The organism is Nonomuraea sp. B208 (assembly GCF_057536035.1).
The window spans coordinates 407,212-420,966 of sequence record NZ_BAAJOU010000027.1; the positions used below are offsets into that span (position 1 = coordinate 407,212).

Annotated in this window: 11 protein-coding genes; 2 read left to right on the plus strand and 9 right to left on the minus strand. The window is 70.3% G+C overall.

All coding sequences use genetic code 11. The annotated features are described in order from the left end of the window. Positions 1-4: 4 nt before the first annotated feature. Positions 5-1,162 (minus strand): LysR family transcriptional regulator, encoded by a 1,158-nt coding sequence (locus AC27IY_RS33470; protein WP_487180386.1) that lies wholly within the window; start codon positions 1,160-1,162, stop codon positions 5-7. On the opposite strand from AC27IY_RS33470, the gene dnaE reads away from it, so the two are divergent. Beyond that, on the plus strand, positions 1,084-4,614 hold the full coding sequence (gene dnaE / locus AC27IY_RS33475; protein ID WP_487180387.1) for a DNA polymerase III subunit alpha: 3,531 nt from the start codon (positions 1,084-1,086) through the stop codon (positions 4,612-4,614). The two genes, AC27IY_RS33470 and dnaE, sit on opposite strands and share 79 nt — an antisense overlap. A 65-nt stretch (positions 4,615-4,679) precedes the next feature. Here dnaE and AC27IY_RS33480 read toward each other — a convergent pair whose 3' ends face one another. The 7 genes from AC27IY_RS33480 to AC27IY_RS33510 form a co-directional block, all read right to left on the minus strand. Then, a complete protein-coding gene (locus AC27IY_RS33480; RefSeq protein WP_487180389.1) occupies positions 4,680-5,894 on the minus strand; it encodes a cytochrome P450 in 1,215 nt (404 codons plus the stop codon). Positions 5,895-5,927: 33 nt separating this feature from the next. Continuing rightward, positions 5,928-7,298, minus strand: coding sequence for an NAD(P)/FAD-dependent oxidoreductase (locus tag AC27IY_RS33485; protein ID WP_487180390.1), 1,371 nt, complete (start codon positions 7,296-7,298; stop codon positions 5,928-5,930). Further along, positions 7,288-7,497: a ferredoxin gene (locus AC27IY_RS33490; protein WP_423449160.1), complete on the minus strand. Its 210-nt coding sequence runs from the start codon at positions 7,495-7,497 to the stop codon at positions 7,288-7,290. The genes AC27IY_RS33485 and AC27IY_RS33490 overlap by 11 nt, the downstream gene beginning before the upstream one ends. A 264-nt stretch (positions 7,498-7,761) precedes the next feature. Then, on the minus strand, positions 7,762-8,391 hold the full coding sequence (locus tag AC27IY_RS33495) for a maleylpyruvate isomerase family mycothiol-dependent enzyme (protein ID WP_487180391.1): 630 nt from the start codon (positions 8,389-8,391) through the stop codon (positions 7,762-7,764). Between the two features lie 156 nt (positions 8,392-8,547). Next, a complete protein-coding gene (locus AC27IY_RS33500) occupies positions 8,548-9,498 on the minus strand; it encodes a quinone oxidoreductase family protein (RefSeq protein WP_487180392.1) in 951 nt (316 codons plus the stop codon). 44 nt (positions 9,499-9,542) lie between these two features. Continuing rightward, entirely contained in the window at positions 9,543-10,370 is an 828-nt protein-coding gene (locus AC27IY_RS33505) for a helix-turn-helix transcriptional regulator (RefSeq protein WP_487180393.1), read from the minus strand. Positions 10,371-10,629: 259 nt separating this feature from the next. Next, on the minus strand, positions 10,630-11,628 hold the full coding sequence (locus tag AC27IY_RS33510) for an SDR family NAD(P)-dependent oxidoreductase (RefSeq protein WP_487180394.1): 999 nt from the start codon (positions 11,626-11,628) through the stop codon (positions 10,630-10,632). Positions 11,629-11,710: 82 nt separating this feature from the next. Between AC27IY_RS33510 and AC27IY_RS33515 the strand changes: the two genes are divergently transcribed. After that, the gene (locus AC27IY_RS33515; protein ID WP_487180395.1) at positions 11,711-12,313 is read left to right on the plus strand and encodes a TetR/AcrR family transcriptional regulator; all 603 of its coding nucleotides are present in this window, start codon (positions 11,711-11,713) and stop codon (positions 12,311-12,313) included. A gap of 74 nt (positions 12,314-12,387) precedes the next feature. Here the strand turns inward: AC27IY_RS33515 and AC27IY_RS33520 are convergent, their stop codons facing one another. Beyond that, positions 12,388-13,713 (minus strand): APC family permease, encoded by a 1,326-nt coding sequence (locus tag AC27IY_RS33520; RefSeq protein WP_487180396.1) that lies wholly within the window; start codon positions 13,711-13,713, stop codon positions 12,388-12,390. Between the last annotated feature and the right edge of the window lie 42 nt (positions 13,714-13,755).

A 13,755-nucleotide genomic window follows, 5' to 3' on the forward strand; every position in this document is an offset into this window, starting at 1 on the left:
CGGGTCAGTTGGCGTCCGCGGCGAACGCGGCGCGGTCGGAGGCCGGCAGCCATTGGCGGGCCGGGTCGAACGGCCGGAAGCTGCTCTCGATGAAGCGGGTGAGCAGGGCCAGCACCGGGTGGTGGTTCTGCCGGTGACACAGCAGCGAGCACGGGTAGACGGGCGTGGGGTCAACGAGCGGGATCTGCACGGTGCGGGGATGCCACGGCAACCGCAGTCCTTCGCCGCCGAAACCGATGTGCTCACCGGAGGCGATCCGCTCCATGAAGTACTCCCAGCCGAAGTCGGGCCCCGACGTGTTGATCCGGATGTCGAACGCGGCACCGAGGAAGTCGTAGAAGTCGGCCCACTCACTGCCGAGGGCGTTGCCAGGCATCCACACGGTCGACCCGGACAGGCGTTCCATCTCGACGTGCTGCCGATCGGCGAGGGGGTGGTCGCGGCTGACGAGCAGATGCACCGGTTCCAGGTACGCGGGGACGTGCCGGAGCTCCTCGTCCAACGTCCCCCGTACGCGGCAGAAGAACGCGTCGACGGATCCGCGGGTGAGGGCGCCGTGCGCCGATCTGAGCCCGTTCGAGGTGAGGATCTCGATGTCCACGTCCTCGACGGTCCGGTGGAACGCCTGGAGCAGATCGACGGTCCGTAGCCTGGTGTCCAGGACGTCGACCCGGAGTGCGCGGCGCCGGGAGCGCAACAGGTCGACCGCCTGGTCGGCGAGGCTCACAAGGGCGCGCGCGTGATGGAGGAACGCCCTGCCGTCCTCGGTGAGCTCGGCCCCGGCACGGGTGCGGAAGAACAGCCGGACGCCGAGGTCGGACTCCAGCTTCGCGACGCGCTTGGAGATGGCCTGCTGGCTGATCGCCAGCCGGGTCGCGGCCTCGCTGAAGTACCGGTCCTCGGTGACGGCCACGAAGGCCCGAACCGCGCCGAGATCCAGATCCAGCGGAGCCTGCCATACAACTGTTGGTTGTGGAGTCTCGGTGTGTTGATTGTTGGACAACCACGCCTGCTCTCGGGTCGAATGCTCGGGTTCGCGGCCGAGCCTACAACCAAAGGGCGTGGTTTCCGGTGGGATCCTTCGTGCACCTTCACGTGCATACCGAGTACAGCATGCTCGACGGCGCCGCCAAGGTCGGCCCGTTGATGGAGGAAGTGGCACGACTCGGCATGCCGGCCGTGGCGATGAGCGACCACGGCAATGTGCACGGGGCGTACGAGTTCTACCGGACGGCGCGCAAGGCGGGGATCAAGCCGATCATCGGCATCGAGGCGTACGTCGCCCCCGCCTCAAGACACCACCGCAAGCCCGTGTACTACAGCGACGACCTCTCGTTGCGCCGTTCCAGCGACGACACCGGGGAGGGCGGGGACGTCTCCGGGCGCGGCCTCTACACGCACATGACGATGTGGGCGGCCGACGACCAGGGCCTGCGTAATCTCTTCCGGCTGCAGTCCCGGGCCTGGCTCGAAGGGCACGTCCAGAAATATCCGCGCATGGACGATGAGTTGCTCGCCGAACACGGCCAGGGCATCGTCGCCACGACCGGCTGCCCGTCCGGAGAGGTGCAGACTCGGCTCCGGCTCGGCCAGTACGACCGGGCCGTCGAGGCCGCCGCCCGCTACCGCGACATCTTCGGCCCGGACAACTACTTCCTGGAGCTGATGGACCACGGCCTCGCCATCGAGCGCCGGGTCCGCGACGACCTGCTCAGACTCGGCAAGGAGCTCGACCTGCCGCCGCTGGCCACCAACGACTCCCACTACGTCAGGGAGAGCCAGGCCCAGGCCCACGACGCGTTGCTGTGCGTCGGCACCGGCAAGCGGCTGGCCGACGCCGACCGCTTCCGGTTCGGCGGCAGCGGCTACTACGTCAAGTCCGGCGCGGAGATGCGCGCGTTGTGGGACGCCGAGGTGCCGGGCGCCTGCGACAACACGCTGCTGGTCGCCGAGAGGGTCGGCGACTACGGGGAGGTGTTCGCGCATCGGGACCTGACGCCGCGGTTCCCCGTACCTGAAGGGGAGAGCGAGTCGAGCTGGTTGCGCAAGGAGACCCTGGAGGGGGCACGCCGCCGCTACGACGGCCGGCCGTCGCGGGAGGTGCTGGACCGCATCGACTACGAGCTGTCGGTCATCGACATGATGGGCTTTCCCGGCTACTTCCTGGTGGTCGCCGACATCTGCCGACACGCCCGCGAGCAGGGCATCGGCCTCGGCCCCGGCCGCGGCTCCGCCACCGGGTCGATGGTCGCCTACTGCACGGGCATCACCCAGCTGGACCCCATCGAACACCAACTGATCTTCGAACGCTTCCTCAACCCCGAACGCATCTCCATGCCGGACGTCGACCTCGACTTCGACGACCGCCGACGGGACGAGATGATCGACTACGTCACCCGCAAATACGGCGACGACCGGGTCTGCCAGATCGTCACGTTCGGCACCATCAAGGCCAAGGCCGCCATCAAGGACTCCTGCCGGGTGCTGGGTCTGCCGTACGCCCTGGGCGACCGCGTCACCAAGGCCTTCCCCGCGGCGGACGGAGGCAAGGAGATCCCGCTGGCCGCCATCCACGACACCGGCCATCCCCGCCACGGTGAGGCCGCTGAGCTGCGCCAGATGTACGAACAGGACCCCGACGTCAAAAAGGTGATCGACACCGCCACCGGCATCGAGGGCCTCACCCGTGGAACCGGCATCCACGCCGCCGGCGTGATCCTCTCCAGCGAGCCGCTCATCGACGTGATCCCCCTGGTCAAGCCCAAGGCGGACGGACCTGTCATCACCGGCTTCCCCTTCACCCAGGCCGAGGACATGGGCCTGCTGAAGATGGACTTCCTCGGTCTGCGCAACCTCACCGTCATCGGCGACGCCATCGCGAACGTCCGCGCCAACAAGGGCATCGACATCGACGTCCTGGAGATCCCGCTCGACGACGCCGCGACGTACGAGCTGCTGGCACGCGGCGACACGCTCGGTGTCTTCCAACTGGACAGCGGCGGCATGCGCGTGCTGCTGAAGCTGATGCGGCCGACCACGTTCACCGACATCGCCGCGGTGAACGCGCTGTACCGGCCCGGCCCGATGGAGATGAACGCCCACACCAACTACGCCCTGCGCAAGACCGGCAGGCAACCGGTCGAGCCGATCCACCCCGAGCTGGAGGAGGCGCTGGAACCCATCCTCGGCGACACCTACCACCTGGTGGTCTTCCAGGAGCAGGTGATGGCCATCGCCCAGCAGCTCGCCGGCTACTCCCTCGGCGCCGCCGACATGCTGCGCCGGGCCATGGGCAAGAAGAAGAAGGAAGTCCTGGACGCCGAATGGGACCGCTTCTCGGCGGGCATGCGCGGGCGCGGCTTCTCCGCGGCGGCCGTCAAGGCGGTGTGGGACGTCCTGGTCCCCTTCAGCGGTTACGGCTTCAACAAGTCGCACACCGCCGGCTACGGCCTGGTCTCCTACTGGACGGCCTACCTCAAGGCCAACCACCCCTGTGAGTACCTGGCCGCGCTGCTCACCTCCGTCGGCGACGACAAGGACAAGATGGCCGTCTACCTGTCGGACTGCCGGCGCCTGGGCATCAAGGTGCTGCCTCCCGACGTCAACGCCAGCCGGCTGGACTTCACCGCCGTCGGATCCGAGATCCGCTTCGGCCTGGGCGCGGTACGGAACATAGGAGCCGGCGTCGTCGAGGCGATCGTCGCCGCCCGCGAGGCCCGCGGCGCGTACACCGACTTCAACGACTTCCTCGCCAAGGTCCCGGCGATCGTCTGCAACAAGCGCATCGTCGAGTCACTGGCCAAGGCCGGCGCCTTCGACAGCCTGGGCCACCACAGAAAAGCCCTGGTCACAGTGCACGAAACCGCGGTGGACGCGGTCGTTGACATCAAGCGGAACGAGGCGCACGGCCAGGACTCGTTGTTCGGCGAGCCCGGCCAGAGCAGCGCCTTCTCGGTCGCGATCCCCGAAGGCGAGTGGGACAAGCCCACCCTGCTCGCCTTCGAACGCGAGATGCTGGGCCTCTACGTCTCCAGCCACCCGCTCGACGGCGCGGAAGGCGTCCTGTCCGCCAACCGTGACACCACCATCGCCGACCTGCTCGCCTCGGGACGTCAGGACGGCGTGACCCGGATCAGCGGCATCGTCTCCGGCCTGCAACGCAAGGTCACCAGACAGGGCAGCCCATGGGCGATCGTCACCCTCGAAGACCACGACGCCTCCGTGGAGTGCCTCATCTTCCCCAAGACCTACACCCTGTACGGCGAGACGCTGGCCGAGGACCGCGTCATCTCCGTCCGCGGCCGGATCAACGTCCGCGACGAGACGATGAGCGTCTACGGCGAGGAGATCACGATCCTGGACGTCTCCCAGGCGGACACCCATCCACCCGTGGTGATCTCGGTCCACGAGGCACAGCTGAACCTGCGTGTCGTGCGGGAGCTGAAGCAGATCCTGATCACCTATCCCGGCCGGGCGCCCGTCCACGTGTGCCTGCACCGCCGGGGCGCCAGGAGCGTGCTGCTGAACCTCGTGCCCTTCCAGGTCACTCCAGGGCCCGCGTTCTACGGCGACCTCAAAGCGCTGCTCGGCGCCGGCGTGATCGGCGGCGCATGACCGGCGCGCATTCCAGTTCCGCACCGCGGTGATGCCTGCGGACGCCCGGGCGGCGCCCCCAGCGGTCAGGCCGGCTGCCGTACCCGCAGGGGCAGGTGCCGGGGGCCGCGCAGCATCGCGTTGCGCCGGTAGGGTGGCGGGTCCTCCACCAGGGTGACGGCCCCGAGATGGGGGATCAGCGCGCTCAGCGCGGCCTGGGCCTCGATCCGGGCCAGCGGCGCGCCGTAACAGAGATGGACGCCGCCGCCGAAGCCGAGATGCTGGTTGTCCTCCCTGGCGGGGTCGAACCGGTCCGGGTCGCGGAACCGCCTGGGGTCGCGGTTCCCCGACGCGATCACGAGGATCAGCGGCTCGCCTCTGGGCACGACGGAGCCGGCGATGTCGAGGTCGACGAGGGGGACGCGCCGGCGCAGGTGGACCGGAGGCTCGTAGCGCAGCAGCTCCTCCACCGCGCCGGGCAGCAGACCCGGGTCCCTGCGCAGCCGGTCGAGCTGGTCGGGATGGCGCAGCAGCGTCAGAACCCCGTTGGTGATCAGGTTGACCGTGGTCTCGTGACCGGCGATGAGCAGCAGGACGGCGGTCTCCGCCAGCTCCTCCCGGGTCAGCCGCAGGGCCGGGTCCGGCTCGTTGACGAAGGCGGACAGCAGGTCGTCACCGGAGCCACCGCGCCACTGCTCGGCGAGATCCACCAGGTACCGGCCCATCTCCATCCGCGCCTGCCGGCCCGTACGGGCCCGCTCCGCGGCCTCCTCGCCCGGCTGGACGTCGGCCGAGGCGACGATGAGGTCGGACCAGCGCCGGAACAGCGGCTCGTCCTCGCGCGGGACGCCGAGCAGCCGGCAGATGACCGTGACCGGCAGAGGGTAGGCGAAGTCGTCGACGAGGTCGATCTCCGCCCGGTCGCGGAGCCCGTCGACCAGCTCCCCGGTGAGCTCGGCGATCTGACCGCGCATGGCGTCGACCCGGCCGGGGCTGTGCGGCGGTCCGAACGGCCGCATGGCGAGCGTACGCAGCCGATGGTGCGCGGGGTCGTCGAGGACGAGAAAGGGGAGCTGCTCCCGCTCCGGCAGATCCGGGTCATGGCCCAGGCCCTTACGGGGATCGACGCTCACCCGCGGATCGTGGAGCAGGGCGTTGACCTCGTGGTAGGTGCCGACCAGATGGCTGCCGTCCGCCTGCCGCACCACGGGACCGGCCTCGCGCAGCTCGGCGTACAGAGGGTAAGGGTCGGGGCGGCTGGCGTAGTCCGTGATCCGTTCCAGCAGGGTGTCGGCGGTCATGGTGTCTCGGCTCCTCGTGGACGAACGGAACGATCAGGCATGCCGCACCAAGGTCAGCCGCCGGTCCGGCAGATGACCGGTGAGCGCGACCGTCGGGCCGTGCGACAGCCTCTTCGGGTCCGGCACGTCGGAGGGGAGCGTCAGCTCCGCGGCGAGCGGCCGGTCCGCCGCGCCAGGCCCCGGCGGGAACGGAGCGGCCGTCTCGATCAGGTGCTGGTAGTACTCGAGGGACTTGGCCATGTTGACGGTGACCGCGGCGGTCACCCGGCCCCGGTAGCCGTACACCACGGCCAGGCGGCGCTCGTCCAGAGACCCCTGCGCGAGCACGATCTGGTCGGAGAACGTGGGCACGCCCACCGACTTGATGTTGAGCCCGAACTGGCTCGACCAGAACGCCGGCAGCGAAAGATGGGGACGCCGCAGCGGCCCCGGGCTGATCATGTTGTGGGCCGCCACCTCGGCCTGCGCCACCGCGTTGCCCCAGTGCTCCAGCGAGAGCAACTGGTACTCGAACAGCGGATGCGGAAAACGGGAGACGTCACCGGCGACGAAGACGTCATCGGTGACGATCCCGTACATGTCGAAAGCCCGGCACCCGGCGTCGCAGGCCACCCCGCGCGGACCCGCTGCCAGCCCGGCGTCCGCCAGCCACTCGACGTTGCGGACCGCCCCCAGCGCCACGACGCACACGTCCGCGTCGACCCGGCCCCCGTCGGACAGCTCCGCCCCGACGAACCGGCCCTTCCCGTCCCCGCGCAGGGCGGTCACCGTGACCCCGCAGCGCAGGTCCACGCCGTAGGCACGCTGCACCCCGGCGGCGAGCTTCGACAGCGTGCCGCCGAGCGCCCCCACCAGGGGCGCCGGGCCGCGTTCGGTGACCGTCACCTCCAGTCCCCGTTCCCGGCAGGCCGAGGCGATCTCCGAACCGGTGAAGCCGCCGCCGATCACCAGCACCCGCCGCGGCCCGTCCGCCAGCCGCTCGGCCAGCCGCCCCGCGTCGTCGCAGGTGCGCAAGGTGAACACCCCGTCCAGGGCCGCTTCGTCCGGGTTGGGCCAGGGCCGCGCCCGGGTCCCGGTCGCGATCAGCAACCGGTCGTAGGCGAGCCGTTCGCCGTCGGCCAGCAGCACCCGCTTCCGGAGCGGATCCAGGCCGGTGGCCGGCACCCCGAGCAGCCATTCGGCGTCCGGGTTGCGCCGCATCGGCAGGCCCGTCGTGTCCGCCGCCGCCTGACCGAGCAGCACCTGTTTCGACAGCGGCGGCCGGTCGTAGGGCGGATGCGGCTCGTCCCCCACCACGGTCAGCGAGCCGGTGAAGCCCTGTTCGCGCAGCGTCTCCGCGGCTCGCAGCCCCGCCAGCGACGCGCCGACCACGACGATGCGGCCCTCGCGCGGATCACCGGCCACCGGAGCCCACCTCCTCGCCGAGGAGGATGGCCTGGACCGGGCACGCCGCCGCGGCCTCGCGCACCCGCGCGACCTGGCCCTCGCGGACGGCCGGGTCGTACAGCAGCGCCTCTTCCCCGTGCAGGTGGAACACCTCTGGTGCGAGGAACACGCACTGCGCGTAGCCCTGGCAGCGGGTGAGGTCCACGACGATCTGCATCCCACCGCTCCCTCCGTCGCCTCCCCTCGTTCCTGCCCGGGGCGACGGCAAAGAGAAATCGGCGGTGCGGTGAGGAATCGGCAATGCCCGACGGCCGGCAGGGCGGACCGATCGGCGAGCTCAGTCGTCGGTGAAGACGGGGAGCACGGGCGGGGCGAAGCGGGCGCCGGCCTCCGGGTCGCCGGTCGACTGGGTCAGCAGCAGCCGCGTCGTCTCAGGAAGGTGACGACCACGCGAGCCTGCGGGCGTGGCGTCAGTCGCTCGTCACCGGGCCGTGGCAAGGACGGCGACTCCGGGTCCGGCAAGCTCGTCCAGCGCCACCCGTCGCCCGGAGAGGGCCAGAAGCAGCGACAGCACGCTTCCGCTCACTTCGGGACCGTCTCCGATGGCCAGGTCGACGTCCGACGCCGTCAGCCTGACCCGGGCCGTGAGCTCCTTGGCCCCGCCGAAGGACGCCGGGGTGCGAGCCTGGAGGCGGAGCGACCTGACGACGGCCTGCTCCGGATAGGAACGGGCGAGCCCCAATGGACGGCGGATGTCCTCGCCATGCACGAGCTCCTCGACCAGCCGGCTCTCCAGGGGCGCCGGCGGGGTCGTCCTCCTCAAGGCGACCTGACGAAGCCGCTCCAACGTCTCCCGCGGCGAGGCGCCGCGCTCGCGCTCCACACCCCGCGCGTTCTGACGATGGAAGTCGAACCGCGCCCGGACAAGACCGACCACGAACCCGAGGCGCGTCGTCCGAGCCGTGTCCACCAGATGGGCGGCCACGTCATGGACGGTCCACCCTTCACAAAGTGACGCCTTCCCCCACCGCTCGTCATCGAGGTGCCTGAGGTCATCGATCAACGCCACGCGCTCCGCGTGCACCATCGACCAGACATCGTCGTCCTTCACGGCTGCTCCATCGCTCGACCTGGTGTTGCGTCGAGTGAGACTCGCGGCGCGGCGAGAACTCATCGGCAGTGACGTAAAGGGCACGGACCCTGCCGAGGGAGAGCCACCGCGTCCACCAGGCTGCGGGGCCGGCTGAGCCGGCGGGGCTTCTGCTAGTCAGGAGACCTTGAGCACGAGCTTGCCCGTGGTCGTGCCGGACTCGATGCGCCGGTGCGCCTCGGCGGCCTGGTCCAGCGGGAGTTCCTCGACGCGCAGCCGCAGGTCGCCTGCCGCCACGGCGGCGACGGCACGGCGCAGTGCACGTCCCGCCTCTGCGGGGAAGGCGGCGGAGAAGGCGGCCAGGTTGAATCCCGACACGGTCTTGTTGGTGAACCACAGCTCGTTGGCCGGGATGCCGACGTCGTCGGCGCCGCTGGCGTTGCCCATGACGATCAGGCGGCCCATCGGGTTGAGGGCGTCGATCCCCGTACGGCGCGTCGCGCCGCCCACCATGTCGATCACGATGTCGAACCCGGAGGGGTGTTCCTCGCGGAGCACCACTTCCTGGTAGCCGAAGCCCTTGGCGGTCTCGATCTTGGCGTGGCTGCCGACCGTGCCGACCACGCGGCCCGCGCCGAGCAGCCTGGCTGCCTGACCGAGCTGGCTGCCCACCCCGCCGGCCGCCGCGTGCACCAGGACGCTTTCGCCGGGCGCGATGCGGGCCACCTTGTCGAGCACGAGGAACGCGGTGGTGCTGTTGGAGGGGATTGCCGCGGCGACGTCCAGGCCGAGGTCGAGGCCGTCGAGTGGGGCGACCAGGTCAGCGGAGGTGGTGACCACCTCGGCGTAGCCGCCGCTGTCGACGATGGTCAGTGCCGCCACGGGCTGGCCGACGCGCAGGCCGGTCACACCGGGGCCGAGGGCGCGGACGTGGCCGGAGACCTCGATGCCGGGCACGAAGGGCAGCGGCACCGGGGCAACACCCTGCCGGTAGAGGATCTCGGCGAAGTTGGCGCCCGCGTAGGCGACGTCGATGGCGACCTGGCCCGGACCGGGCTCGGGGGTCTTCACCTCGGCCGCCCGCAGGACGTCCGCACCGCCGAACTCAGGGATCGTGATAGCTCTCATGCCCACGATCGTGCCGCTTGCCAGGGACGATACCCAGACTCCAGTTATCGTGGGTGTGCCACCACCAGCTTGTCGAGTCTGGCCTCGGTCTCGGTGCCAGGCCGGGGGTTGTGCAGCACGAGATGCAGGCCGGGGTGGTCGTTCAACGGCATCTTCAGGGCTTCGAAGTGGAGGTCGCCGACGTCCGGGTGACGGATCGACTTCACGGCCGAGTTGCTGTTGGTGACGTCATGCCGGGCCCAGATCTCGGCGAACTCGGGGCTGGCCCCGACGAGTTCGCCGGCGATGCGCTCGAACTCCGGGTCGTCGGGGTACTGCGCGGCGTCCGCGCGGAACCTGCCCACCACCTCGGCGGCGTGCTTGGCCCAGTCCAGGCTCATGGCTCGGAAGCGCTCGTTGGTGAAGTAGGCGACCAGGCAGTTCTGGTCGGTGTGGCCGTACCCGAAGACCGCACGGGCGGCGTCGTTTACGGCCACGAAGTTCCAGTGCCTGTTCATGATGTAGGCCGGCCGGGGCATCCAGGCCTCCATGACGCGGCGCAGCTCCGCTGTGACCGAGCCGGCCACCGTCGCGGCGGGTGGCGGTGGGGTCAGGCCGGCCAGCAGGAACAGGTGCCGCCGTTCGGCGTCATCGAGCCGCAGCGCCCTGCTGATCGCGTTGAGCACCTCGCCGGAGACGGTGATGTCGCGGCCCTGTTCGAGCCAGGTGTACCAGGACACCCCGACTCCTGCCAGCACGGCGACCTCCTCGCGCCGCAGGCCGGGGGTGCGCCGCCGGCCTGCCTCCGGCAGCCCTACGTCGGCGGGGGTGAGCCGGCCGCGCCGCGATCGCAGGAAGTCACGCAGTTCCGCATGACGGTAGTCATTTGCCACGACTGCCAGGATATGGGCCGAGGGAATCGATCGTGTTCGGCAGGCTCCAGTGCTGGTGGCCATGGAGCCGCTGCTGGAGTCCGGCACCCACACCCGCGGTATGGAGCAGCTCAACACCGATCAGAACGACCAAGCAGATTTCCGCATCGCCGTGACGCTTCCCGGAGGCTCATCAAGGGAGGTGGGTTTCCAGCTTGCCGGAGCAGCTGGAGCGGTGGTGCGCCGGTCGGAAGCATTTTCGGCCGCGTGTGGCGTCGCGTCAGGTGGAAGCGTCGTCGGACGGGTCCTCCTGGTCCAGCAGGGCATTGATCATCTCCTGAAGCCGGTCGCGTCCTACGCAGCCGAGTGCGCCGGTCAGTGCCTGGGCGAGCTTGTCGAACGGGTCGTCCGTCGGCAGCTCCTTCACCTTCTCGGTCAGTTCCTCCGTGCTCCACAGCCCGTCCTTGTGAATCTGGCCGCCGAGGGACCAGCCGTGGTTGACCGCGACCGTTCCGCCCCGTACCGACAGCACCTGGCCGGTGAGCGGGCAGGCCGCACCAGCCAGGTAGGCGGCAACAGGGGCGCAGGCGGCCGGGTGCAGTGGGTCGAACCGGCCCGCTGGTGGCTCCTCCCTCATGCCGGGAACGGCGAGAGTGAGGCGGGTACGGGCCATGGAGGGCGAGATGCAGTTGACCCGCACGCCGTACCGGCCTAGTTCGAGAGCGGCCACGATGGTCAACGCCGCGACCCCGGCGTTGCCTGCCGCATAAGAGACCTGCGCGGGCAGCGGGTTGACCAGCCCGGAGCCAGAGGAGGTGTTGACCACGGCGCGGTCGGTGTGGACCCCTGCCTCATACCGGTCGCGCCAGTGGCGGGCCGCCCAGTGCGTCACCGCGAAGGTGCCCTTCAGCTTGACTGCCACGACGTCGTCGAAGTCCTCCTCCGACAGGTCGGTCAGGCCCCTGTTGCGTTCGATGGTCGCGTTGTTGACCACCACGTGCAGGTCGCCGAAGGACTCCAGGGCCATCTCCACCATGCGGCGGGCGCCGTCCCAGTCGGCGACGCTGTCGGTGTGGGCCACAGCCTGTCCGCCGCGGGCGATGATCTCCTCGACGACCTTCGCGGCTACGCCGGCGTCACCGCCCGTGCCGTCGATGGCGACGCCAGGGTCGTTGACCACCACCTTGGCGCCTTCGGCGGCGAAGAACAACGCCTCTTCCCTCCCGATGCCGCGTCCTGCTCCCGTGATGAGGACGACCCGTCCGTCCAGACCTCCCATGAATGATCTCCTCTCAATGAGTGCAGTCTATGCACTAATTCATAGCATGCATCGATGCGGAAGATGCACTAAGCTGCCCTGTGTGGTGGAGAAGCACGGACTGCGCGAGCGCAAGAAGCAGCGGACCCGGCAGGCGCTGGTCGAGGCGGCGGTGCGCCTGTTCGAGGAGAAGGGCTACGACCACGTGACCGTGGCCGAGATCGCCGACGCCGCGGAGGTGTCCCCCCGCACCTTCTTCCTCCACTTCCAGGCCAAGGAGGATGTGCTTCTGGCCAACGCCGAAGTGCGCGTCGACCTGGCCTTGCAGGCGATCGTCGAGCGCCGCGCCGAGGAACGGCTGCCCGAAGTACTGGTACGAGCGACGGACCAGATGATCGCCGACACCTGGGACAGCGACCTTCCCAGCGGGCTCGCGACGCTTCGGGCACGACTGACGGCCTCGGTGCCGGCGCTGCAGGCCCGGCTGCTGCAGCGATACCTCACCGCGCAGGCCGAACTGGCCCAGGCTCTGCAGCGGGCATTCCCCGACAGACTCGACCCGATCACCGCCTCCGCCCTGGTCGGCGCGATGGTGGGCGCGGTCAGCGCATCCGCGCTGACCGCGCTGCACCGCGGCGACGGACCCGACGAGGTACGCGACGCCATGCGGCAGGCGATGGCCTTGGTAGCCCGATCCGTCACCTGACTCCGTCCACCCCTGAGTCGGCGATAGCGACAAAGGCCGCATAACGGTCGGCCCGGCGTTCGTACCGGCGGTGGCTACAGGTGGCGCGGCTGTGTCGCGGCGGCTGGTCCGGGTTCTGTGGGTGCGCCGGCAGTACCGGTTCGTGCCTCGTGCGGCGGCAGGCCGGGTGCCGCGGGGACCGTGATGAGAGCGGGCACGCGGCGGGAGTGGATGGTTCTGGCAGTGAACCCGACGGCCGCGATGGCGGCGGGCACGGCCAGGTAGCCGCCGCTGAGCACGAGCGTCAGCGCGGTCAGAGCGGTGGCGGCGACGGCGGTCGCGCGCATGCGGCCGGCGGGCAGCAGCCGGGTCGCCGCCAGGGCGCCGATGAACATGACCGCCGCGAGACAGGCGGAGGTCGCCCGCAGCAGCGGGTCCAGACCGATCGGGCGTACGAGTGCGACCGCGCCGACGACCGCGATGGCCGCTGCGAGCACGGTGAGGCTGCGGTGCGGGGACGATGCGATCCGGCGGGGCAGCAGTCGCTGCTGCGCGAGGGCGACGCCGAGGCGAGACGCTCCGGCGATGTAGGTGTTGATCGCGCCGAAGGTGAGCACGAGGGCCGCGATCCCGGTGACGGGTTCGGCGGCCGCGCCGAGGCTCGTCCGCATCATCGCGGTCAGCGGCACCGGTGAGGACGCCGCACCGGAACCGACGACCGTCACCGCCACGCTCAGGTAGATGACCGTGATCGCCGCCAGCGTGAGAGCGGTCGCGGTGAGCAGGCGCCGGCCCGCGAAGTCGGCGGACAGGTGGCTGGCGGCCTCCCAGCCGACGAAGGCGAAGATCAGCACACCGACCGCGCTGCCGACACCGCCGAAGCCGTACGGCAGGAACGGCTCGAATCGCTCGGCGCTGACCGCGGGCAGGCTCGCCACGATCGCGGTGGTGAGGACCGCGAGCAGCAGGCCGACCATGACGACCTGCATGCGGCCGCTGGTGCGCAGCCCGGCCGCGTTGGCGACGAACGCGACCGCCAGCAGCGCGAAGGCGATCACCGTGGCGGTCCGGCTGTCCCAGCCGAACGCGTCCGCCGTGTAGATGCCGCCCGCGAGCGCCCCGGCGAGGGTGCCGATCGGCACGGCGGCGATGAACCACCATCCGACCACCGCGTACGCCCAGCGCCCGATGGCGGTCCCGGCGAAGTGGGCGACGCCGCCGCCGTCGGGGTGGCGCAGGCCGAGCAGCGCGAAGGTGAAGGCGATGGGGACGCTGACGATGATCAGCGCCGCCCAGGCGAGCACCGATCCGGGTCCGGCCGCCTCCGCGGCCAGGTGCGGGAGCACGAGCATGCCCGGTCCCAGTACGCCGCCGAGCACGGTCGCGGTTCCTTGCCAGACTCCCAGCCGGTGTTCTGTCATGGCTGCACGGTAGGCAAACGTTCGGCGGTGTGGTCGGTCAGC